21 protein-coding genes are annotated in these 24,144 nt (G+C 42.7%); 6 read left to right on the top strand and 15 right to left on the bottom strand.

The features are described from left to right. Nucleotides 1-69 precede the first annotated feature (69 nt). Together dnm_RS17100 and dnm_RS17105 are read right to left on the bottom strand one after the other, a co-directional pair. On the bottom strand, nt 70-1,806 hold the full coding sequence (locus tag dnm_RS17100) for a sensor histidine kinase (RefSeq protein ID WP_207678128.1): 1,737 nt from the start codon (nt 1,804-1,806) through the stop codon (nt 70-72). 1,066 nt (nt 1,807-2,872) lie between these two features. After that, the gene (locus dnm_RS17105) at nt 2,873-3,016 is read right to left on the bottom strand and encodes a hypothetical protein (RefSeq protein ID WP_207678129.1); all 144 of its coding nucleotides are present in this window, start codon (nt 3,014-3,016) and stop codon (nt 2,873-2,875) included. A gap of 335 nt (nt 3,017-3,351) precedes the next feature. On the opposite strand from dnm_RS17105, the gene dnm_RS17110 reads away from it, so the two are divergent. Further along, entirely contained in the window at nt 3,352-5,037 is a 1,686-nt protein-coding gene (locus dnm_RS17110; RefSeq protein WP_207678130.1) for a sugar phosphorylase, read from the top strand. Here dnm_RS17110 and dnm_RS17115 read toward each other — a convergent pair. The 5 genes from dnm_RS17115 to dnm_RS17135 form a co-directional block, all read right to left on the bottom strand. Continuing rightward, a complete protein-coding gene (locus dnm_RS17115; RefSeq protein WP_207678131.1) occupies nt 5,027-6,301 on the bottom strand; it encodes a glycosyltransferase family 4 protein in 1,275 nt (424 codons plus the stop codon). The genes dnm_RS17110 and dnm_RS17115 overlap by 11 nt on opposite strands. Before the next feature lie 577 nt (nt 6,302-6,878). Further along, a complete protein-coding gene (locus tag dnm_RS17120; RefSeq protein ID WP_207678132.1) occupies nt 6,879-7,085 on the bottom strand; it encodes a hypothetical protein in 207 nt (68 codons plus the stop codon). Nucleotides 7,086-7,356: 271 nt separating this feature from the next. After that, nucleotides 7,357-7,575 (bottom strand): hypothetical protein, encoded by a 219-nt coding sequence (locus dnm_RS17125; protein WP_207678133.1) that lies wholly within the window; start codon nt 7,573-7,575, stop codon nt 7,357-7,359. A gap of 158 nt (nt 7,576-7,733) precedes the next feature. Next, nucleotides 7,734-8,111, bottom strand: coding sequence for a retropepsin-like aspartic protease (locus tag dnm_RS17130; RefSeq protein WP_207678134.1), 378 nt, complete (start codon nt 8,109-8,111; stop codon nt 7,734-7,736). 5 nt (nt 8,112-8,116) lie between these two features. Next, nucleotides 8,117-8,371, bottom strand: coding sequence for a hypothetical protein (locus tag dnm_RS17135; protein WP_207678135.1), 255 nt, complete (start codon nt 8,369-8,371; stop codon nt 8,117-8,119). A gap of 663 nt (nt 8,372-9,034) precedes the next feature. Between dnm_RS17135 and dnm_RS17140 the strand changes: the two genes are divergently transcribed. Continuing rightward, the gene (locus tag dnm_RS17140; protein WP_207678046.1) at nt 9,035-10,354 is read left to right on the top strand and encodes a transposase; all 1,320 of its coding nucleotides are present in this window, start codon (nt 9,035-9,037) and stop codon (nt 10,352-10,354) included. 431 nt (nt 10,355-10,785) lie between these two features. On the opposite strand, the gene dnm_RS17145 is transcribed toward dnm_RS17140, so the two are convergent. Then, nucleotides 10,786-11,688: an HNH endonuclease gene (locus dnm_RS17145; RefSeq protein WP_207678136.1), complete on the bottom strand. Its 903-nt coding sequence runs from the start codon at nt 11,686-11,688 to the stop codon at nt 10,786-10,788. Between the two features lie 675 nt (nt 11,689-12,363). On the opposite strand from dnm_RS17145, the gene dnm_RS17150 reads away from it, so the two are divergent. Beyond that, nucleotides 12,364-13,773, top strand: a complete 1,410-nt coding sequence (locus dnm_RS17150; protein WP_207678137.1) for a glycosyltransferase family protein — start codon at nt 12,364-12,366, stop codon at nt 13,771-13,773. Next, the gene (locus dnm_RS17155; protein ID WP_207678138.1) at nt 13,763-14,608 is read left to right on the top strand and encodes an HAD family hydrolase; all 846 of its coding nucleotides are present in this window, start codon (nt 13,763-13,765) and stop codon (nt 14,606-14,608) included. The genes dnm_RS17150 and dnm_RS17155 overlap by 11 nt, the downstream gene beginning before the upstream one ends. Nucleotides 14,609-14,857: 249 nt before the next feature. Here the strand turns inward: dnm_RS17155 and dnm_RS17160 are convergent, their stop codons facing one another. The 7 genes from dnm_RS17160 to icd form a co-directional block, all read right to left on the bottom strand. After that, complete coding sequence (locus dnm_RS17160; RefSeq protein ID WP_246556020.1) at nt 14,858-15,295, bottom strand: Fur family transcriptional regulator; 438 nt, start codon at nt 15,293-15,295, stop codon at nt 14,858-14,860. An 88-nt stretch (nt 15,296-15,383) separates the two neighbouring features. Then, nucleotides 15,384-16,562 carry a citrate/2-methylcitrate synthase gene (locus tag dnm_RS17165; RefSeq protein ID WP_207678139.1) on the bottom strand — a complete coding sequence of 393 codons (1,179 nt, stop codon included), beginning with the start codon at nt 16,560-16,562 and terminating at the stop codon, nt 15,384-15,386. Between the two features lie 451 nt (nt 16,563-17,013). Then, nucleotides 17,014-18,339, bottom strand: coding sequence for a protein kinase domain-containing protein (locus dnm_RS17170; RefSeq protein ID WP_207678140.1), 1,326 nt, complete (start codon nt 18,337-18,339; stop codon nt 17,014-17,016). Nucleotides 18,340-18,991: 652 nt separating this feature from the next. Then, nucleotides 18,992-19,462, bottom strand: coding sequence for a ferritin family protein (locus dnm_RS17175; RefSeq protein WP_246556022.1), 471 nt, complete (start codon nt 19,460-19,462; stop codon nt 18,992-18,994). A gap of 174 nt (nt 19,463-19,636) precedes the next feature. After that, nucleotides 19,637-20,113: a D-glycero-beta-D-manno-heptose 1-phosphate adenylyltransferase gene (gene rfaE2, locus dnm_RS17180; RefSeq protein WP_207678141.1), complete on the bottom strand. Its 477-nt coding sequence runs from the start codon at nt 20,111-20,113 to the stop codon at nt 19,637-19,639. Nucleotides 20,114-20,152: 39 nt separating this feature from the next. Beyond that, nucleotides 20,153-20,941, bottom strand: a complete 789-nt coding sequence (locus dnm_RS17185) for a ComF family protein (protein WP_207678142.1) — start codon at nt 20,939-20,941, stop codon at nt 20,153-20,155. Nucleotides 20,942-21,332: 391 nt separating this feature from the next. Continuing rightward, nucleotides 21,333-22,556, bottom strand: coding sequence for an isocitrate dehydrogenase (NADP(+)) (gene icd, locus dnm_RS17190; RefSeq protein ID WP_207678143.1), 1,224 nt, complete (start codon nt 22,554-22,556; stop codon nt 21,333-21,335). Nucleotides 22,557-23,086: 530 nt separating this feature from the next. On the opposite strand from icd, the gene dnm_RS17195 reads away from it, so the two are divergent. Together dnm_RS17195 and dnm_RS17200 are read left to right on the top strand one after the other, a co-directional pair. Continuing rightward, on the top strand, nt 23,087-23,293 hold the full coding sequence (locus dnm_RS17195) for a hypothetical protein (protein ID WP_207678144.1): 207 nt from the start codon (nt 23,087-23,089) through the stop codon (nt 23,291-23,293). An 89-nt stretch (nt 23,294-23,382) separates the two neighbouring features. Beyond that, nucleotides 23,383-23,829, top strand: coding sequence for a VanZ family protein (locus dnm_RS17200; RefSeq protein ID WP_207678145.1), 447 nt, complete (start codon nt 23,383-23,385; stop codon nt 23,827-23,829). Nucleotides 23,830-24,144 lie beyond the last annotated feature (315 nt).

The raw sequence follows: 24,144 nt of genomic DNA on the forward strand, positions 1-24,144 counted from the left end.
CAAGTTTCAAGTTTCAAGTTTCGAGTTTCAAGTTTCAAGTTTCAAGTTTCGAGTTTCAAGTTTCAAGTTTCAGCCTACTGGCAGGCTCACAGTGAAAGTTGTGCCAACGTCTTTCTGGCTGCTGACTTTCATGGTACCGCCCATATTATCTATGATTCCGTAACAAACTGAAAGGCCCAGCCCGGTTCCTTTTCCAACCGTCTTGGTAGTAAAAAACGGAGAAAAAATATTTTTCTGGTGTTCAGGATCAATTCCGATGCCATTATCTGTGACTGAAATTTCTACCTTTCCATTTTTGTTTCCTTCAGCTTTGATAATCATTTTACCGTGTTTGGCCCCGTGTCTTTCGACAATTGCGTCAAGCGCATTGTTATAAAGATTCAGTAAAACTTGCTGAAGCTGCCCCGGGTCCCCCTGAATTTCCGGTGTATCTTTTGCAATATCCTGTTTCAGGTCTATTCCGTGTACACTTGCTTTTTTTGCTATCATGCTTGTAATTTCCGGTATGAAACTTCGGAGATCAACTTCCTGAATGGTCACTTCGTTTTGTCTGCCAAATTTCAGAATTGCCTGCGTAATCTTGGCGCAGCGTTCTATCTGAAGCTTGATCTGATCCATGGAATCATTCAGTTCTGTCAGAGATTCTGATTCCTTGAGATGATCTTCTTCTTTCATATCCGACAAAAGCATCTCGATAAGGGAATGTTCGCTTTTTATGATTTGAAGCGGGTTATTGATTTCATGAGCAAAACCTGCCGACATCTGGCCCAGTTCCGCTAGCCGGTGCGCCCGAATAAGCTGGTCTTCCAACTGGCTCTTTTCGGCATCTGTTTTTTTCATACGATCTATGATTTTGTCAGTAAGATAAAATGCCACGGCAACAATGATAATACCGCCGCAAATGGTGATGAGAACGATGAGAGAGACCGCAGAACTCAGTGCGTTGAAGGCATCAGCTTTTTCCTGTCTGACAACCAACAGCCATTTTTTATTTTTCATCCAGGTCGTAGCGTACAAATATTCATTTCCTTTTGCATCTGTTTCAATAAAAGTCCTGATACTTGCATCAGGGGATGACTCATTTGAATTGATTACTTTGTCGCGGGAGGAGGTTCCATTGAACGCATGGTGGTATTTCTTGTAATCCGAATCTTTGGCCATGAGAGAACTGCCTGAACGCCGCTCTGTCTGAAACACACCTTCCGCGTTCAGGAGATATGCTTCACCAGTTTGGCCGATGCGGACTTTTTTAACCATATTGTTAAACATATAGGTATCAATTGTTGAACGAACCACCCATTTTCTGCCTTGTTCTTCTCTGGCAACCGCGATGATAAAATGGGGAACCTTTCTGAATCCTAAAAAAACATCGCTGATATAATATCCTTTTTTTATGACCTCCGTGAACCAGTCCGCTTCTTTGTAAACCTTTCCGGTCAGCTTGTAAGGCCCATGGTATGCCACATGTACGCCCTCTTCGTTAAAAATACCTATGTCCACAAATGCGTTTGATTCTTTTTGCAGGAGATTAAAAATATGATGAAGCTTCTGAGGTTGGCTGAGTTCTTCAGATGTATAGGAATGGTGAATAAATTCCAGATTTGCCCTGCGCTCTCTGAGAAAGGACTCAATCATATGGCGATGGCTTCCCACAATTCGTTTCATACTCGAAATGGTGCTGTCTTCTATGGATGCCGTGAAATAAGAATAACCAATGACCAGAGCCAAAATAAATGGCAGTACCGGCAGCCCGATCATACAGGCGAGGATGATTCTTCTCATCACATCATAATGATTTTTTTCCATAATGCTTTGCGCTCCTTAATCACTTATCTGTCTGTAAGGGTTTTCCTAAAAAATAAAATACCCGGAATGTAGGAACGTAGGGTGGGTGGAGCGAAGCGGAACCCACCGGACACCCGAATAAGGTGGGTTCCGCTTCGCTCCACCCACCCTACATTTTCAATATGTTCCACATTTTTCCGAACCGGGTATATTATTTATTTGGGGTTCCCTAAGACTTTCAAAATTTTGGAAACTTCGGAAGTCTGGTTTTGGAAATGCAGCCTGTTTTATTCTAATCAAATATTGTTTTGTTGACAGATTGCTCTGAAACAAAAGCTTACTTTTCAAATACTGGCAATTTTTATGCCAAAAATCAGGCCAGAGAAATATTTTGATAACCCATAGGATATATTTGATATTGTACAGACAGAAATTTTTCTGTGGGAAAAACTGCAAGGAACAGTGTGTCGGTGTTTTTTACAGATTGTAAAACCTGCATGGATTACTTAAAAGGTTTCCCGAAATTTTGTTTCTGCTCTGTAATCTGTTTTAAAATAAGAGATCACAATATCTTCTTTTTATAACCATCTAATTTAAAAGCGATTTTTATCGCAGTATGTTTTTTTTGGGTGTGTCCTATCTTTTACACATCCGAAAAAATCAGCCACAAAGCCACAGAGGAACCGCGGAGAGACTTCGTGAAACTTTGTGCCTTTGTGCCTTCGTGGCAAAAAAACGGGTGTGTCCCGCCTTTTATCCGAAAAAATCAGCTGCAAAGACACAAAGCCACAGAGGAACCGCGGAGAGACTTCGTGAAACTTTGTGCCTTTGTGCCTTCGTGGCAAAAAAACGGGTGTGTCCCGCCTTTTATCCGAAAAAATCAGCTGCAAAGACACAAAGCCACAAAGGAACCGCGGAGAGACTTCGTGAAACTTTGTGCCTTTGTGCCTTCGTGGCAAAAAAACGGGTGTGTCCCGCCTTTCACACATAAAACCTGTCCTTGTGTAAAAGGTGGGACACACCTTTTTTTTGTTTACATTTTCTGACAGTTGTCATACAAATTCTTCAAATTTAAAAATCCGGAAGATCAGGTTATGAGATTTCCGCCGCGGAAGACAGCGTCAATAACAAATCTGCCCCATGTTATCTGAAGCGGCTGAAATCCTGCCGTATTTTTACCGGTCACCCCGACGTCCTCACGGCCTGCCGTATCGTCATTGTTCATAACCATTGTGTCAATATCAATGTGACAACCGACATGTCAGAGGAATATCGGTCCGGCCGGAAACGCCAATATTCATCCGGCAAATCAATTTTTTAAGTACCTGAGCAAAAGTTTTTTATATACTTTTTTCCCGCGAGCGGCGGAGAAACCCGGCTTTTTCCTTTGTCTGAAACGCATCATTCCGGAAAAAAAGCCGGGTTTCTTCCCCGGTCAGCTATTAAAAATTTATGGTCAGGTACTTAGTTCAGCGTTTAGGTGGTCTGTCATGTAAGCGGAGGCGTCTGTTTTTATGAAGACCGCCTAAACGCTGAACCACGAACTTTTTTTAAGGAGATACTATCATGAAGCACATATTAAAAAGAATTTATGGCGAAGAAAAAGGTGAGTTGGCGTTTGGAAAAATAACTTCCTTATTGGAGAAATTTCCTGTTCAGAAAACAGAGCGTGAGGGGATTTTTTCCCAGGAAGATATTATTCTCATCACTTATGGCGATACGTTAATCCGAAAAGAAGAAGTCCCGCTGAATACGCTGCATCAGTTTGCAGGCAAATATCTGAAACACATGGTCTCAGCCATACACATCCTTCCTTTTTTTCCTTTTTCCTCGGACGACGGCTTTTCCGTAAAAGACTTCTTTTCCGTCAATCCCGAACTCGGAACCTGGGAAGATATAACATCACTTGGCAATGAGTTTGACCTGATGTGTGATCTTGTACTCAATCACGTTTCCGCAAAAAGTGAGTGGTTTAAAAATTACCTGGAAGGGAAACAAGGATTTGAAGACCTTGCCATTGAAGCTGATCCCTCAGCAGATTTGTCCCGGGTGACACGACCGAGAGCATTGCCGCTTTTAACTGAATTCAAAAAAAATTCAGGTGAGACGGTTCGCGTCTGGACAACCTTCAGCGATGATCAGATTGATCTGAATTACAAGAGCGTGGACGTGCTTGGGAAAATGATTGAAGCAATGCTGTTTTATGTAAAACAGGGTGCAACCCTCATACGGCTGGACGCGATTGCGTATCTGTGGAAGGAGATCGGCACGAGCTGTATTCATTTAAGCCAGGCCCATGATGTGGTGAAGCTTTTCCGAAGCATATTGGATCAGGTCGCGCCGCATGTTATCATTATCACCGAGACAAATGTGCCTCATGAAGAAAATATCAGTTATTTCGGAGACGGCCGGAACGAAGCGCAGATGGTTTATAATTTCACACTGCCACCGCTGCTGTTTTATTCTTTTGTCAAGGAAGATGCGACAATCCTTTGCCAGTGGGCAAAAGGACTGAAACTGCCCTCCGAAGCCAATACGTTTTTTAACTTTACCGCATCTCATGACGGTATTGGTGTCCGTCCCCTTGAAGGAATACTGCCCAAAGCGGAGATTGACCGCCTGACTGACATTGTTCATGAAAATGGCGGAAATGTTTCTTATAAAAACAATCCGGATGGTTCAAAAAGCCCCTATGAACTCAACATCACATATGTTGACGCGCTGCTGAACAAAAACGCTGACACGGACACATATCACGCGCGACGATTCTTAGCTTCGCAGGCCATACAATTCGCTCTTCCGGGCGTGCCTGCCGTGTATATCCACAGTCTGCTCGGTTCGCACAACTGGAGCAAAGGCGTGGAACATACACAGAGATTCAGAACAATCAACAGAGAGAAACTGGAAGCAGACAACGTGGAAGCGCAGCTCAGGGATTCGGAAAGCTTCCGCTCCCGCATCTTTTTCCCCTATACGGAAATGATCCGCATCAGAAAAAAACAGCCCGCGTTTCATCCGAACGCGGCATTTGAAATACTGGATACTGATCCCGCGGTGTTTGGCATAAAAAGAGCGTGTGAGTCTCAGACCCTGTATGCGCTGACAAATATCTCATCAAAGCAGGTTACGGTTTCATTATCAGAACACAATGCCTCGTCTCAGATGACCGACCTTATCAGCGGAGAAATGTTTGACAGCCATTCGTTCCCATTAATGCCTTATCAGTTTGTATGGCTGAACCTTACAGACTAATATCCTCCTCCATTCCGAAAAAGTTGATCAGAAGCGTATTCAGCCGCCGCCGGAGCAGAGGATAAGAATAATATCGGGCCGCAATTTCATAATTGTGCTTCACCATTTTTTCTCTTCGTTCAGGGGACTCAAGAACTGCTTTGACTTTTTCAACATTTTTCCGGGTGAGGAATCCGTCCATGACAACCAGATCAAAATTTTTGGGTTCTATATCCCGCACAAATATTGTATAGCGGTTGATCAGCAGCGGTTTTTTAAAATAAACCGCCTCAATAAAGGCATTGCCGAATCCTTCGTAAAGACTGGGGTAAGTGATAAAATCAGCGTGCGCGTAGATTTCCCACAAAGAATACTGATTTTCACATTTCACGCCCTCATTACCCGGATCAGCAATGCAGGTATCCACGAGACGAAGGTCCACATCATGCTCAAGCGCATAATCTTTCAGCCATTCCGCATATTCAAACCCTTCATCCCCGGCTTCGTGGGAGATGATTAGTTTATACTTGGGATCTTTCAGTTCATGCACCAGTTCAATGGCATGTTCGATGCCTTTCCGCTGAACAATGCGGGTGGGTTGCAGGATCATCACATCATCCGGTTTTAAGCCGATGGAACTCCGGAAACTCCGGGTCTGTTTTTCATCCACCACGGGCGGATTTTCAAAGTCCAGAACATTTGGGATGATAACGGATGAAATACCGGTGCGGAGGGCCAATTCTTCCTGGGCATCGGTATTGATGACCACATGTTCAATATTGGGCAGATTGGGCGGGAAAGCCATACGCAGATAGTCCCCCACCGCGTTCACTGAAAACCGTGTCCTTTCCCAGTAAAAATCATGATGATGCGCGATGGTGGGAAGCTGAGTTTCAGCCACAATCTCAGTCAGCGCAAGTCCCAGAGGCACATGCATCGGAATGGTAAGCACATTTTGAGCAACCAGAACGTCAATATTGAAGCGTCTGATGAATTCATAGAGTTTGGTTTTCAGGAAAGCTCTTAACTCATGAATCATTTCGGTCACATTCGGTTCCCGCTGTTTTTTTCCGAAAATCTGCTCATTGATCCAGTTATTTTTTTCATGTTGAAAATATGCTTCAGGGACAAGGAAACTCTTTTCAGGAACCCTGTCCAGCACGCCTGCGAACCAGAAACAAGAATGACCGCCTTTCTTGAGAAGCTCGGCCCATTTGCTGGATTCCAGACTCACGCCGTCGGTTCCTGCAAAACGAGTTGAAACAAATCCGATATTTTTACCCATAGAATTAATTCTTTTTTTTTCTTTAATATTTTTGATATCAGGCAAACTCAATGACTCAATATCCCCGCAACAGCAAGAAAATCAGACTAATCACAATGAGGGTTATTCTTCTTATATTTACTTTATTTTTCATTTAGGAAGCTCCTACCTATTGTATTGAATATCTTTTCTGTCAAATAGCTGACAGCATATTTTCGTTGCAAGGTTTCACAAAAATTATGATTCATTTTTTTCGTTGCGGCAATAGAGGTAGGACAGCCAGTTACCCGACTGCCCCCTCACAGACCCCTGCGTGCGGAATTACCGCACAAGGTTCCTCAGAGTTACTCGCTCTGGCGCTCCGCTAAAGCGGTTTTTGCTATTCTCCGCAGTGAGGTTTGCTCCGCTTGTCCGATTCGACATGATCGGGCGTAGTTTTCTTTGCGGACTGCGTAACCCTGTCCGCCCCTTCCCCATGTGATCGGCCTTACCGTCTCAGAGTACTATGAGCGGATATGACTCCCTGAAAGTTATCAGCGATCCTCCTTCTTCTTGTCGGGTACGCTTACCTGATGCCTTAAAAAAAAGACGGAGTTCTTCACTCCTTATCATCAGGAACTCTCAGGGTCTCCCAAGTTCCTGTGTGCCTCTCTTCATACATGCCACGCCCTGTGGACGCCGGCAGCCCCTCCGGAATCTCGCCAAACAGCGATTCCTTTGTGTTGGCTTCTGTCACGTTAAAAACATGGCCGACTGCTCTTATACTCGTAACGACGCTGTTCCATGCTTCAGGAGTGCGCCTCACTCCCTGTGGCCTGCATGATTCCCTGTGTACGCTTCGCCCGGGTCGTTCGACGGTATGTCTGTCCTAACCGGACGCAACACTCGGTACAGGTGGTTGGCCAGACCTTACCTGACGGGGACTTGCACCCCGCAAGAAGCACCAAGCTTTGCTTGGCGCACTAACGCTAATGTTAAGCGGCGGCGGGGGATTCACTGAGAGCTTCAACCGAGTTCAAGCCCCCGCCGTCCGCTTCATTGATGGTTAGCTGGCTATTTTTCAGAATCGGGGATTGTCATAAGCGGTGACTCCATTCGTTTCTCAGATCACCGACATATTTCTGGGCATCAGCCCCCTTCCATATCTCAGATCCCAGACCTTCAAGCTCAAGCAGGCTCCGTTGCTTTCTCTCTGAGGGTCTGATCAGTTTTCTGCTGATGAGAGAAATAAGTTCCAACTGTTCGGGAACCGGTATCGGCTTTATGTACTGCTGATATAATTGCTCAACAGTCATTGAGATATCTCATTTTGTTTCCGATAGTTGTTCAAGGCCAGCTAACGAAAAAGTAACCGGCAAATAAAGCGTAACGAAGTGAAGCTTTATTTGTCCTGTTGACTGTTTGGCATGCTGTTGTTGACATATTTATGTATTGCAATTTGTTTTATGAATGTTCAAAATAGTATGATTTTTCTATGTAAATCAATAATAGCACTTGCTTTCATTAAAAAATCCATACCCAATATGCCATTTATCTCAAATCCATAATCCAGGAGACCGACATCAATTTTGAAATCTGTTATTACCTTATCTTCAACCTTAATAAATTCCATAACCTTGTTATAAACTGATTCTTCACCTCCAATACCTACAATCTGGGCCGTAGTATCATCAGCTTCTGGTTTTACACCAATAGTTGAAAGAATATCAGCATTGAGAATAGTAGTAGCGGAACCGGTATCTACCAGAATATTTGATATTTCGATCGACAAACTGCGATAACCTGCCTGTATCGATATAAATGGCAAATTATATTGTATTATCAGATTCATATAAGTTATCCTCTGATTCCTATCCAGCGTTTTAATGGGATTTCTAACTTTTTATGTGATGTATGGACAAAATGGAAATCTCTTCTTGGGTATTCTTTATGCAAACTGTTACATAGCTTCATAGCCTTTGTGCCATCATCAAACGATTCCATAACTGATATGTTATCATAATATTTTGTATCACCCTGCATACGCGTTTCCAAACCTTCAATAACAAGCCATTTATCAGGATAGGCTTTACGAATATCAATCCACTTCATTTTTACCTCCTTTGATAGGGTAATTTGTTTTAATTCATGAAATATTGTTTAATTTTCTGCAAGCACGCCAACGACCAAGCTCAGTGGCACCGAAGGCATCCGCTGGAGCGCCTTGGTGTCACGTTTATGTTCCTTTATTTCAAAATTTAGCGGCCAGTTAACAAGCCAACCAAGATCAAATAAAGTGCATAGATACTTGTTGCCAGCAAACCGCTCCCAAAGCTAGTACAGTATCGGGATAAACACTTCCTAACTGGACAGTAGAAAGTTCTCGAGTAATACATGAGTAAATCTTTCTAACATATTGAAATTATATGACCCCAAATCGAGAAATTCTGTCAGTTAGTTTCCGATTGATTAAAAGCTGATAGTAAAGCTTATATTAAATGCTTTCAAATTGTTAGATTAATTTTACTCACGAATTACTAACAGAACTTTCTACTGTCCAGTTCCTAAGTACCCGGCCAAAAGTTTTCCAGAATTTTCTATTATACAATCAAATACCAGAAAATATATGGCCAGGTACTTAGTATCTGCTGAATTTCTCTTTTTCCTTGATTTCCATGGTGTTATATGGTAATTTTTTATATATGATTTTTCAGGCTCTGAAAGTGTCGGCCGAACTTCTGACAAAATTGTAACATAACAAAGGGTGTAATAAAAATGATCAGAGATAAATTCGAAGAAGCTTTTTCTCCGGAATGGGTTGAAAGAAATATCACATATCCTGCCCACGAACTTGTCGTTCTGCGGAAAATAATTCCGTGGGAAAAAATTGTGGGACGTCTGGCAGGATTTTATGATAAAAACAGAGGGGCTGAGGGAAAGTCTCTCCGGATCATGGTTGCCCTCCTGATAGTTTCCCGGCTCCGCGGACTGAGCGACCGGGAGGTTGTGAGAGAGGTGATGGAAAATCGGTACATACAGTATTTTTGCAATGTTGCGGACGAAGGCCTGCGGACATTCCTTCATCCCTCCTCCCTGTGTGTGTTCAGAAGGCGTGTCGGCGAGGAGGGAATTGCCGCCGTTGAGGAGGAGGTTTTCGGGACACTCCGCCGCGCCGGGGTCATCCGGGGTGATGATGCCCTGACTGATTCGACCGTCCTGGAAAGCGATATCATTTATCCCAATGATGTTCAGCTGATTCACAAGGCTTTCAGAAAAATGAGAGCCTTTGCGAAAATGCACGGCATTCCTCTGTGGTGGGATGACAGGGAACTGAGGAGGCTGTGGCGGGAGTTCGGCCTGGATAAGAAGGGGAGCAGGGAGAAATGGCTGACCGTTTTCAACGGAATGTTTGTCCCCGCCCTGAAAATTTTTCAGGAAAAGGTCGGGTCGCTGAGGACTTCGGGCAGGCGGAAAAAGAAAGCTGTCAGGATGCTCGGGATTCTGAACCTTCTCGAAGAGCAGACCCTGCTGAAGCTTGCCGGGGAGCGGCATATAAACGACCGCATCGTTTCTCTCGACGACCCGGATGCCAGGCCGATAAAAAAAGGAAAAAGTCATCCGGAATGCGAATTCGGAACAAAGGTTCAGATGACGTTCGACCGGGACGGTTTTCTGATCACCGTTGAAAACTTCATCGGAAACCCCTCCGACAAAATTCTTTACGGCGACACTCTCGATCTTTTTATAAACCGGATGAAAAAATATCCGGATACGGTGGTCACCGATCTCGGATATCGGAGTTTGAAAAACCTTCAGAACACACCTTCGGAGATCGGTCATGTTTTCATGGGGCGCAGCGACGACGTGGCCGAAGATAAACAGGACTTCTGTTGCGGTGCCCGTTCCGCCACGGAAGGGTTTATTGCCGTGGCCAAAAATCTTCGCGGCTTCGGCCGCAGTCTCTGGCACGGACTGAAGGGACATCGGATATGGTCTCTCCTCTGTCAGACGGCCTCCAATCTTAAAAAATTCCTTCAGCTGTGGTTTGCTGACAAGATTGAAGAAGAAAGTATGACAAAGCTCGGCCTTGCCTGATTTGGCCGGGCTTTCGGAAACCTGATCTTCTCTCCCGATTCGAAATCTGATATTTCGAAAAGAGGAGAAGTATGTCCGGAAAATAGGATTTTCAGCAACTTTTTTCCAAAATCTTGAAAAAATCATTCGCAACACCTTAAATCGAAAATTTCAAAATGCCATATCGGAGATATGGCAACCTATCAGGTAATCTGTTGAAAGAGAAATTCAGCAGATACTACTTACTACAGACAAAGCAACAAGTGGCCCAAAGAAAAACAATGCGGCCGACTTGAAGTTCTTGCGAACACGCGGAATCTTGACGGTTGCTCCCCCAGGCAGTGTGTCTGTATGGGGCATGTTAGAAGTCTTGACATCGATCTGACGCGTTGACGGAGCTGCTTCTCGCGCCACAGGATTCGTTTTGTCGGCTCGTTCCTTATATGTGCTTATTAGGCCTCTTCACTAACATTTATGATATTTGCTAGTTCGTCGATTGTTAGCATCGGATTACTTCTATGTATCACCCTATGACAGTTTGAACAAACAATCGCTAAGTCATCTAAAGTTGTTTTCACAATTCCATCAGCTTTAGACAATGGCTTCAGATGATGGACTTCGCAAAAATTCTCACCAGCACTGCCATAGAATTCATAGAAATCAAATCCACATGCTTCACACTCTAAAGAACCCTTTTCTTTCAGTGTTAGAGCTTTTTTCCTTTGAATGATTTTTTGATCTCTTTCTCTTCGAAGGTGTGCGATTAAACGAGGGTTTCCTTCTTCCGCTCCTTCGATTCGATCTACATCTGGGAGCCTCATCGCATTTTCATCATCTATTAAACTGATTGTTGCTTCTCTAATAGCCTGACTTTCGTCAGCTAAAGCATACCAAACATTATTTTGACCAATTCCACCTTTTGTAGCTCTTGGAATTACCAAATGCCGATCTTCAACACTAAGTAGTCTTGCATCTTTCGCAGATGCAACGATTCGATATCGATCTATTCCATTTTCGGTGTGTTTTGCGGAAGAAAAATCTAGATATTGGTATTCACGATAGACAGTTGCATTCTTGTACCAACCTACAACTACTGTACCGCCTGAATCAGGCCCTGCTGTCCAAACAACTGTTATCCCACTGATCTGAGTGTCAGTTTTTGATGCACCAAGTTTCTCGAGTTTAATCTGTCCACTTGATTGAACATAGCCATAAACCAAACCATCTACTTCAGTAAAGTTACATACTTCATGCCCTACGGAATGATCATTATATGATCCGCCTCTTGCGATTGAATCGCCGCCAATACCATCATATTTTTCCATCCAACCCACGTTACAAAATAATAAGGTCATTGCATCTCCTGACATGAAATTAGTGGCATAACCAATAATTACAGTTTCCGTATAGGGGCATTTTCCGAGAAAAACATTATGCCCGCAGTGCCGGCCTTATATTTTACTCTGCCTTAACTGTATAATATTCCTTATGACGACCGGAAATTCCCGGCCTCCCTTTTCCATATTTAAATAAATATGCCACAGGCAGAGACGTGCTGTCAAGTTCTTTTGTATTTTTTTCAGGGGGTTCTGAAAAAAAAGAACGATTTTTAAGTGTGCTGTCCGCTTCGGAAAAACATTGACAGACTATTTTTTTATAATTATATTTTTGTCTGTATAATAATCTGACCGGAGTGTTATACGGTTTCCGTATAATATCCCGTCGGAGGAATTATGCACTTTCCGTATAATTCCGGGATGCCTCCGCGGAATGATATCCGACCGGCGACCGAGGATAATAATATGTCCCGAAAGACGGATGCCGTATGCCCGGTGCGGTGTGTCTTCGTCAGGATTCCGAGACTCGGAGCGGACCTTCCTATTTCAGAACACGCAGTCCGCCGGGCGGCTGTGTACTAAATTTTCATTTCAGCGCTTCTTACAGAAAATGTGCTAAAATTTCATTTCAGCACTCCTTTAAAAAATGTGCCCGTAAAAACTTTCTGATTTACTGAATCTGGAATCTCAAAAATGAAAATAGCGTTTATTCATTATCATCTGAAAACAGGAGGTGTGACATCTGTTTTAAAACAGCAGACCGAAGCCATCAGGGATGTGTGTGATGTTCTTGTTCTTGCAGGTGAAGTCCCTGATACCTCTTTTCCCTTTGACACGGTTGAAATCCCCGGACTTGCCTATGACAAAGAGGGGGTAAAAGCACATGAGCCTGAAAAAGCTGCCGAAGCTGTCACAGAGGCAATCTTTTCCAAATGGAAACACGGGTGTGACATTCTTCATGTGCATAATTCCATGCTTGCCAAGAACAAAAATTTCTTAAAAATTTTAAAAAGGCTTCAGAAACACGGCATCAGATTGTTTCTTCAGATCCATGATTTTGCAGAGGACGGACGGCCTTTGGCATATTTCCCTGATGAATATGTGTCTGATTGCCATTACGGCGTCATTAACTCAAGGGATTACAATATCCTTCTGAAATCAGGCTTGAAAAAAGAGGGATTGCATCATATTCCCAACACTGTCAATTTTTTCGATTTCGGACATAAAGACACAACACCTGAAAATCTGATTTTGTATCCTGTCCGGGCCATCCGAAGGAAAAATATCGGAGAAGCCATTCTTCTGTCCTTATTCTTCCGAAATAATGAAACCCTTGGCATCACCCAGCCTCCGAACAGCCCCGCCGATATAACTCCCTATAATGACTGGAAGGATTATGTAAAAGAAAACCATCTGAATGTCATGTTTGAAGCAGGAGTGAAAAGAGATTTTGAGGGGCTTGTTCAGTCCTCAAAATTTGTGATCACAACAAGTATCTCAGAGGGGTTCGGCTTTTCTTTTCTTGAACCGTGGACCGCAAAAAAAATGCTCTGGGGAAGAAATATTTCTGATATCTGCTGTGATTTTGAAAGAAACAGGGTTCAGTTGAATCATCTTTACACACAGCTCAATGTGCCGCTTCAATGGATAACTATCAACAGATTTTATGAAAAGTGGAAATCGTGTGTTTTACAAGCCTGCGAGCGCTTTGATTACCGTATCAGCGAAGAGTGCATTAGAAAGGCTTTTGACTCCCTTACCAAACATGGCTTAATTGATTTTGCCCTGCTTGACGAGGCTTTTCAAAAACAAATCATTTCCCGGATTCTATCCGACAACAAAGAGGCACACACACTGATCCGTCTGAATCCGTATCTTTCAACCCCCGGGGATGTGTCAGACAATGCATCGCTGATACAAAACAACATGAGTGCGGTGAGGAGCAATTACAATCAGGCTGAATATAAAAAGAATCTTATGGATATTTATAGCAGAATTGTCAGAGATTCGGTATCCCAACGCATTGATAAAAACATTCTCCTTAGCCAGTTTTTTAATCTTGAAGAATTCAGCTTGCTTAAATGGGGGGATTATGTCGGATAAAGATCGCATATCAAAATACATCACTCCGCTCTTACCAATTCCCACGGCATTGGGTCAGAGCGGGAAACTGGAGGAAAAAATAAAATGCGTCCTGTTTGATATTTACGGCACGCTGTTTATCAGCGCATCCGGAGATATCAGCATTGCAAAAAAACAATCTCCCAAAATGCGTGAGCTTGAACAATTACTGGCTGATTTTGAAATCAGAAAAACACCGCAGACGCTTCTCAGGGATTTTTTCAGAGCCATTGAAAACACACATAATGAGTTAAGCGAAAAGGGAACTGACTATCCTGAAGTGGATATTATCCGTATCTGGACCAGTGTGCTTAATCTGAACCATTCGGACACGCTAAAAGCATTTGCCGCTGAATTTGAAATGATCGTCAATCCGGTTTATCCCATGCCGCATCTGAAAGAGATGCTTTTTGTGTATAAAAAACAAAACATAATGATGGGGATCATCTCAAATGCCCAGTTTTACACGCCATATCTTTTCAACTGGTTTTTGGATGCAGATATTGAATCCCTCGGGTTTCATCCTGATCTGGTCTTTTTTTCCTACAAATTCGGATATGCAAAACCGTCAGATTTTCTGTTTCAAATGGCGGCAGATAAGCTTAAAGGCATGGGATATCTGCCGGGTTCGGTGCTTTATGTGGGAAATGACATGCTCAATGATATTTACCCTGCAATGAAAATGGGATTTAAAACAGCGTTATTTGCAGGGGATAAGAGATCGCTGAGACTGAGAAAAGATAATGAGGTGTGCAAAAATCTGGCTGCTGATCTTGTGATAACGGATCTGAATCAATTGTCTGATTATGTTAATTGACTGAGGGACTATTTTCAGTCTTGTCCCCCCAGGACGTTGTCTTGTTATCTTGTTCCCGCGCTCTGCGTCACAGCCGTTACGTTAAAGAATTACAGGACAGTCATAACAGCAATATAAGCGTGATTTATTTTATGAATTTCCTTCAATATAACAAATAATAGCCCCCTCTCAGAGAAGATACAGTTTTTTCAGAAACCCGTTTCTGACCAGATATGTTACTCCTCGGTTTTCACTCTTCCCCTTGAAATCTCAACTCCCGATCTTCAACTTTTTTCCCTGCCATCGGGCAGACACCTGTTCAAAGCATTCAGGACAAAGCCCAATAAACTCAAGTCTGTGTCCCATTATTTTATACTTGGTGGCTCCGAGGAGGCTGTTTTCAATGTTTTTCATGAAATCCAGCGGTGCATCATCCACTCGGCCGCAATTCATGCACCGTATGTGATAATGTTTTTTAGGATTACCATCAAACCGTTTCAGGGTTCCGCTGATTTCAAGTTTTTGGATCTCTCCCAGTTCGGAGAGAACTTCCAGGTTTCTGTAAACTGTACCCAGACTGATGCGCGGAAGGTACTGTCGCACTCTTTCATAAAGTTCGTCAGCGCTCGGGTGATTGTTCATCTTTCTCAGCTCTTCCAAAATCACTTTGCGCTGGCGGGTCATTCTCATATTGCGTTCTGTCAGCAAACCATTTACCCTCCGATTTTAAGCGTGACGGATTGGCAGAAACCGGATTTTTTCAAAAAATCCGGTTTTTTTTAAGCGGGTTACCTGATCACCTTTCTTCAATTGGTGTAAAGAGACACTCATCAGGGCCGCAGTAATCACCGATGTATTCTGATTCGGGCCGATAAAGCATGGGTTTCGGAGCAGCTTCTGCAAACTGCTCTTCCAATACATGAGCGGCCCATCCTGAAATTCTTGAAATGGCAAACACCGGTGTGAAAAGATCAACAGGAATTCCCATATAATAATAAAGGGAAGCGCTGTAAAAATCCACATTCACAAAAATATCCATGTTTTTATGCTTTTTAAAAGCCTGTTTTGCCTTTTGTTCCAAAATAGCGGATATTTCGTACCATCTGGTATCATTGGTACGTTTTCCCATTGTTTCGGACATGGGGGCCAGAATCAGGGCACGGGGATCATCCACTTTGTAAACAGCGTGTCCCAGGCCCATGATCTTTCTTCCGGCTTCCAGTTCATGATTGATATATTTTTCAACAGCGTCAGGACTTCCGATTTTTAACAGCATATTCATGACACGGGTATTAGCGCCGCCATGAAGTGCGCCCGACAAAGACCCCACTGCGGCCGCCACCGCGGCGTACATATGCGCCCTTGTGGAAGCAACTTCTCTTGCAGCAAATGTTGACGCGTTAAAAGAATGCTCGGCGTGAAGAATAAGGCATACATCAAAGAACCGGGATATCTCATCATCCGGCATGGTGCCGGTTAACATATAGAGAAAATTCCCCGCATGATCCAGGTCAGGTGAGGGTTCCAGAGGCGCTTTATTGTTTCGGATACGGTCCCATGCAGCTAAAATGGAAGGCATTTTTGCAATGAGTTTTATTCCCATTCGCAATGATGCTTCCCGTGAGGGATCTTTCACATCCGGATCATGATGCGCCAGCATTGACACCCCGGCCTGAAGGATATCCATTGGCAGAGCATCACCCGGGCTGGTTTTTAAAGCTGTAATAAGTTCCGCAGGGATATGTCTTTCTGCGGACAGGCAGGATTTAAATTCAGCAAGTTCATTGTTGTCAGGCAATTTTTCATACAGCAGCAGATGAGCGACTTCTTCAAATGTGGCATTTTCAGCCAGATCCTTAACAGGATATCCCCTGTAAATTAATTTGCCCACATCACCCATCACATCGCTTATCTTGGTACTGGCAATGACAACATCCCGAAGACCCGTATTGATAATCGGTTTACAATCTTCCATGTAACACCTCATTATGCGGTTAAATTTGTATTTATCAAAATTTAGATGTCCGAAGCATCTGTTTCACAGATTGTTTACTATATGAAATTTATGGAAAAAAGTCAAGGAAGAAATTTAATATGAAACCATGTGCCAGATGTTACAGCTCAGTATATTTTCATAGCCGGAGCTGACCGTCCCGGTCATAACCGTTTTTAACACATCATCAGATCGAAAAAGATCAGGAAATTCGCTTTCTACCCGGTCCGGCATATGGCAAATCCGAACGGATCCGGAGTGCAAAAATTGTATTTTTGCGCCTGCGAAAAAGCATTTTTCGCACTCCGGAGAAAACACCGGAAAACCCGCTTACGCCTGAGTCAGCAGCATTGCCGGCATATGGGAGAGACTTCTTTCTCACAAAGAATTATCTGAAGACTGAATTCCGAACGATCCGGCTGAAGACTGAGTTTCAGAAAGGAAGGGAGCGCACTGCCCGGACATAGCACTTTTCTTCAAAATAATGAAAATAACCTCTGTCGAATTGGACATGCCACGCGGCACTCAATGAACGCTTATCCGAACTCCAGCACCAAAGCTGTTTTTTATCAAATAAAGAAGAAACATAAAGATTGTTTGACTGTTTTTCCTGTTCCAGCAAAGATATCAGTTCTTCAACTGTCGGCATCCGCCAGTTATTATATCCGGCAAACCGTCTGCGGTTAAGTTGCTGGATATACTCCTGTGCTGCTTTATAATCTATATATGTGTCTGATCCGGACTTTTGCCATATCAGACCCGTGGCACGATCAGTCACCGTGTTGTTTTTATTATCTTTGAAGTCATTCTTTATGTATCCAAGGGGTCTCAAGTTGCTGTGCAGCCCGAGAATTTTATAAAATTTTTCATTCGGGGCCCTGATTGGTTTATCTCGGAGTTTATATTTTGTTTTTTGCTGTGTTACCGGTTTCAGCTTTTTTTCCCGTATTTGATTCTGTATTTCAGGGCTTTTTCTGATGTTTTTCGCTGCCTTCATCATTGCATCTATACTCTGATACCGCTTTTCCGGATCTTTCTGAAAACATTTTCCGAAAAAAGGACGATAATTGTAAGAAAGCAGATCTGTATCTATTTTCCCCTCCACGATAGAACCCATTATCCCTGCGGGATCGTCTCCTTGAAAGACAAGCGTCCCTGTCAGCATCCGGTAATATACAACTGCCGCGGACCATCTGTCCGCGGCAAATCCGTATTTATTATGAAAAGCCTCTGGTGCCATATAATGTAAGGTTCCCACGCCGCTGGTCTTGGATGAACTCTCCCCTGATATGTATCTCGCTGTTCCGAAATCACCTATTTTAATAATATCCTCCAGCACAAAAAGATTCGCGGGTTTGATATCACGATGTAAGATATTATTCCTCTCTAAGACCTTTAGCCCCAGGAGTATTTCAATAAAATATTTGAATGCTGTCAGTTCGTTGATTGGCCTCTCTGCCAAAATATCCTCCAGGCTGGCAGGCAAATACTCCATCAGGATACAATCCTCATCATCTGTTGTTTTTCCATAGTCCTGTATGCTCACCAGGCGATTAGACTGAATTCTCATGACAGACTCCACTCCGCGCTTCTCCACTTGGACGTTCTTTTCCAGCACTTTCAGGGCAAAAGATAATCCAATGTCGTTTTCCACGAGATATACCCGTCCGAAAGCCCCTTGGCCTAAAAAACTCCTCAGAATGTATTCTTTGAATATCTTCTTATCCGGCATATAATTACCTTTAATTCTTTTTTTCATTGACTTGCTCCCCCTTTCTCTGTTCTGGGTTTATGTTTTCAGTCCTTTTTTTCAACGTAAACCAGAATAAAGGTAATGTTATTTTTCGTCGCTTAAAAAAAACATAATTAGTTTATTGTGAAATCGGTTATGACATGTTCTTAATTATTTCACAAAGCAAGAAACAAAATCAAGGGGGTAAAAAGAGTATTCAAAAGGAGAAAATTCCTACTTTCAGACAAACTGTTTCAGAGTATGATCATCGCCTGAAATCAGAATGAGTTCGCAAACAGCTTTTGAATATTGAGATAAATGTCACTCGATGTTCAAGTTTTTTATGCCTGATTATATAAAAATAATATTTTCAAAGCGTTAAAAATTTGATTCAAATATTCTGTTTTAAAAGTTTAAAGATATAACCTATTGAATTTATAGGTTGTGTTCAAGTTTTTTATGCCTGATTATATAAAAATAATATTTTCAAAGCGTTAAAAATTTGATTCAAATATTCTGTTTTAAAAGTTTAAAGATATAACCTATTGAATTTATAAACTTTAAAGTAAAAAAATCCCGGCTTAAAAATTACCAATAAATTCAGTCAACAGAAAAAAATTTGAATATCGAGTGTCAGTCAGACTTCCGAAGCTTTGGAAACTTCGGAAGTCTTAAAACGCTAATCCCCTATTTTCGCCATGTAATCATCATACATGGTTTCAAGAGCATTTTTGTGTTTTGCCTCTTCCTGGCAAAGTACCTTGAAGAGTTTTTTGGTGTCTTCTGTTTCAGCGTTTTCCAGCAGACTGTTGTAGAGCCTGAGCGCGCTTTCTTCCCGCTTCATGGCAATGGCAAGTATATCCTTGTATCCCAGACCTTTTTTATACTCCATGTCAACAAGGTAATCGCTGCGTTTTAAGTCCGTGATCCATTTCAACTTGTATTCATCCAAGCTTTTGCCAATGCCTTCCTTTTCCAGCTTTTCAAGCATGGCCTGATGTTTTCGCTCCTCTTCGGCAAATTCCCTGAGCATTTCGCTGACTCCGGACATGGATTCTTCCTGGCTTGCCGTATCATAGAAATCAGCGGCCTCTTTTTCTTTTTCAATGGCAAAATCAATAACAGCCTTTAAATTCTCAAACTGCATCATCTTCTCCTTTCAAAATTTATTCGTTTATATCAGTTTTCAGAAAGTTAAATTTCTTTTCAAAATTATTTATCTGAAAAGCAATGGTTACGCGGCGAGGAGTCCCCAGTTTGAATTGCTGAGGACAGTGTCGCCATTTTCCCAGCACTTACTATCATCCCTTCAAACACATTGATTTTAATTATATTTTTGGATAATTTTCTGTATAATATCTGTGGTTGAAGCGTCCGGTACAACAGATATTCTTTTCACTTTGCCACCATTGGCTTTTACAAAATCAGCCCCGATGATATCTTTTTCTGCCCAGTCCGCCCCTTTTACAAGGACATCCGGCTTTATGGTCTGTATCAGGTTCAAAGGATCCGCTTCATCAAAGATCGTCACATAATCCACACACTCCAGACTGATAAGCACCTCTGCCCGCTGTTCCTGGGATACGATGGGCCTTTTTTTCCCTTTTATAAGCTTCACTGATTCATCGGAATTTAACCCCACCACCAGCAAATCGCCTTTGGCTCTGGCAGCTGTAAGATATCGCACATGCCCCACATGCAATATATCAAAACATCCGTTGGTAAAAACAACACGGGTTCCGTTATGTTGCAAGACATGCAGTTCTTGAACAAGCGCTTCCAATTCTAAAATCTTAGACATTTGATAATTGATAATTGATAATTAAAAAATTCTCAATTCCTAATTCTTCACAGTTTTTGCCAAACTCAGGATATCAACATATTCAGCCCCGTTATTCAGGAGAACCTTTGCGCATTCATCTGATGTTGCTCCTGTGGTATAGACATCATCCACAAGAAGTATTCTTTTTCCTTTAATTTCTGATGACTTTTTGATGCTGAAAGCATCCTTGATATTTTCCATGCGTTCTGCCTGACTTTTCAGAGTGGCCTGCTGTATTGTATTTTTAGTCCTGACAAGAACATTTCTTTTAATTTGTATGTGAGATAAGTCAGTGTTCAAAGATTTTGCCATGCGGGGCCATTTCCTGATTAAAACATATGCCTGATTGAAGCCGCGTTTTCTAAGTCTTCTGATATGAAGCGGTACTGGCATGACAATATCAATATCCCCCTTATCCCAATGCCGGATAAACGCACAAAAAAGAAGCATTCCAAAGGGACGGGCCAGCCGGATGTCCTCATTATACTTAAAAGAACGGATCGCTGCTGCAAATGATTCTTGTTCTTTTTCATATTCCCCCAGAGCCAGAGCCAATCTGAAACGCCTGGGGGGAATTAACTCCTTACCATAAATGGGAGTTTCAAGAGGAGAAAAACCAGGTAAACAGTTCGGACACAGAAAAGGAGCCATTACCTTTTGAAAGGTCATATCATGAAGATTGTTTTCATACAAATCCACCTGCTGAGGCGGCGGAAAAAAAGCATCACATACCGAGCATTTGGTCGGAAATATGGCTTCTTTCAAGACCCTTGCGACACGCGTCCCCATTTCTTTGAAATCAGGCATTCAATCTCCTGCTGACGAATATCAACGCTTTTATCGTAATCAGCCGTCTGTCCAGGTTCAGCTTCGTCGTAGCGTTCTTAGTCCTTTGCCACCGGCCATTTGTCAGCAAATATCCGGTGAATATCGTCTGAGCAAAGTTATAAAAGGTTCTTGTTCCCAGAGGCTCTGCCTGCCTCGTGTGTCATGGTGCAACCAATATTTCTTGTGAGATGCCAGGCGAGGCCGGACTTCGTGTGTCATGGTGCAGCCAATGTCTTTTATGAGATGCCATACGAGGCAGAGCCTCGTGTATGCGTTCCCAGGCAGAGCCTCACTGGCATTAAGTTAAGCTTCCGGAGTGCGAAAATTATTTTTCGCAGGCAGAGCCTGGGAATGAGTAAGTCATCATTTCTTACTTTTTAATTTTCTCAGCTATCGCTTTTGCAAATTCCGAGCATCTGATCTCTTTTGCCCCTTGTATCTGGCGGGCGAGATCATAGGTGACAGTTCCTGCTTTTATGGTGGCGGCGAGTGCTTTTCTGATAAGCGACGCGGCTTCTTTCCATCCCATGTAATCAAACATCATAGCGCCGGAAAGAATCAGGGACCCGGGATTGACCTTGTCCAGACCGGCATATTTCGGGGCAGTGCCATGGGTGGCTTCAAAAACCGCGCATTCATCACCGATATTTGCCCCGGGTGCCATGCCAAGTCCGCCCACCTGGGCCGCAAGCGCGTCTGAGATATAATCCCCGTTCAGGTTGGGCGTTGCAATTACATGATATTCTTCAGGCCGCAGAAGAACCTGCTGAAACAGCATATCCGCAATCCGGTCTTTGATGACAATTTTTCCCTCGGGCTGAACCCCGTTATATGTATCAAAAAGCTCCTGTTCTGTGATGGTCCTGTCACCAAATTTCTCTTTGGCGACTTCATACCCCCATTTGCTGAATGCGCCCTCTGTAAACTTCATGATGTTGCCCTTGTGCATCAGCGTAACTGTGGGCAGGCCCTGTTCAATGGCATATGAAATAGCCTTTGCCACCAGCCGTTTCGTATTTTTCACACTGATGGGTTTTATGCCAATACCGGAATCAGCGGCCACATCAGCACCCATTGTTTCTTTTAAAAACGATATGATACGCTTTGACTCTTCACTTCCGGATTCCCATTCAATCCCCGCATAAACATCTTCTGTATTTTCCCGGAAAACAACCATGTCAATCTTTTCAGGATGCTTCATGGGACTCGGAACCGGATCAATGTATTTTACGGGCCGGACACACGCATAAAGGTCAAGTTTCTGCCTTATGGTGACATTTAAGCTTCTGATTCCCTTGCCCACAGGCGTAGTCAGAGGCCCTTTGATGGCAACCACATGCGCCTTTATCATATCAAGGGTTTTGTCAGAAAGCCATTCGCCTGTCTCCTGATATCCTTTTTCACCGGCATAAACCTCAAGCCAGATAATTTTCCTTTTTCCATTGTAAGCGGCCTGTACCATAATGTCCATAACTATTTTCGCAGCCCGCCATATATCCGGTCCGGTTCCGTCTCCTTCAATAAAGGGGATAATGGGAAAATCCGGCACGTTTAATGTTCCGTCATTATTTTTTGTGATCTTTGTCTCTTTCATTCAATCCTCCCTCCCGGTGAATCCGGGTAAGCAGACGTTATCGGAAACAAGGCGTGCCAAACTGCAAGTTTGGCACGCGGGATGCCTGATTTGCCAAACTGCAAGTTTGGCATTCCGGATGTCTGATTGTTTCCAATAATATCTGTTAAGTATTCCGAAATGTTGAAAACTCCAAAAGTCCTGCCCGGTCTGAAAATAATATATCCGGGAAATTATTCTGAAGTTATTCTGACTTCCGGCCCCTGACTGTCCCAAATTTTTACAAATAATATTTATATTCTAAAAAAGCCTATATATCAATGAGAAAATGATGATAAAAAATTATGTTGAAAATTTGGGGGAAATCCTTTAAACTTAATATTCAAATTTTTTTGCCATTTCTGCGAAAGCAGGAATGGCAGGCTTTTTGTTCAAATCGGGTCAAAAAACTTGATCATCGAGTTTAAAATATGAATTTTTAGCTGAGGTGTAAAATTACAGGCATTCATTAAAAATTTTCAAATTTAATTTTCCCGGATCGGAGGAGACAAATGACAAAAAATGCAGGTGTAACCACTCATAAGATCAAATGGTGTGATTTGCGGTGTGAGAACGCTGATTTTGCAAAGACAGACGCATTGGATGGCAGTTGTCGAACTTTTCTGTCGTTATGGTGCAATAAACTGGAAAAGCATGTGACCAAAAATTCACCCTGTGAGGTTTTATTCGGAAAAAGACGGCCAACTACAGGGTTTTAAGCGTTAGGTGTTAGGTGTCAGGTGTCAGGTGTTAGGAATGATCGTAAAATTTTCGTCGCTCATTGCAACTGTCAGTTCATACTTGTTATATGGAAAAAAAATATAAAAACATATTGTTCCGCTGGGCTTTGGTTTTCATTTACTGCTTTCTGATTTATATTCAGTCTTCTCATTCATCAGCCATCAGCGATCCCGGAATACCTCACATAGACAAACTACTTCATTTTCTTGCGTATGCCCTTCTTGGTGTTCTTTTTTTCAGGGCGTTCAGCACGATGCGGTTTAAAGACCGTATTAATTTACTGATGATACTCAGTATTCTTTCATCAATATGTTACGGAATCAGCGATGAAATTCACCAGCATTATGTTTCATCCAGAAGCGCGGACATTATGGATGTGCTGGCTGACACATTTGGCAGTATCTGCGGTGTGTTTTTCTACGAGCTGCTTATGGTAAAATATGGTAATTTTATGAATTTCGGCAAGCAGTCGGGACACTTGGTCGGACACTTGGGGTCGGGCCGTGTCAACTGATTAATATTAAAGGAATTATATGTTTGTTTTGGCTGTAAATTATACCTATATCGCTCTTTCCGAGGCCAAAAAAAGCGATATGAGGCAGAATCCCGTAACGCTCTTTCTGATGCTGAAAAGTGCGACATAGCCCCTGAAAACGCTTGAAATTTATTATGTTCAATAGATTGTCACAACCCGTTCACATGCCAAATCCGCGGCATAAGCGATAAGCAGCCTTTACCGCCCCGGGTTCCAGGGCAGGATAGCTGCGTATGATCGGGTGTGTTCCATCTTTTACACATCCGAAAAAATCAGCCGCAAAGCCGCAAAGGC

Origin of the sequence: Desulfonema magnum (assembly GCF_017377395.1) — a bacterium.
Taxonomy (GTDB): Bacteria; Desulfobacterota; Desulfobacteria; order Desulfobacterales; family 4be13; genus Desulfonema_C; species Desulfonema_C magnum.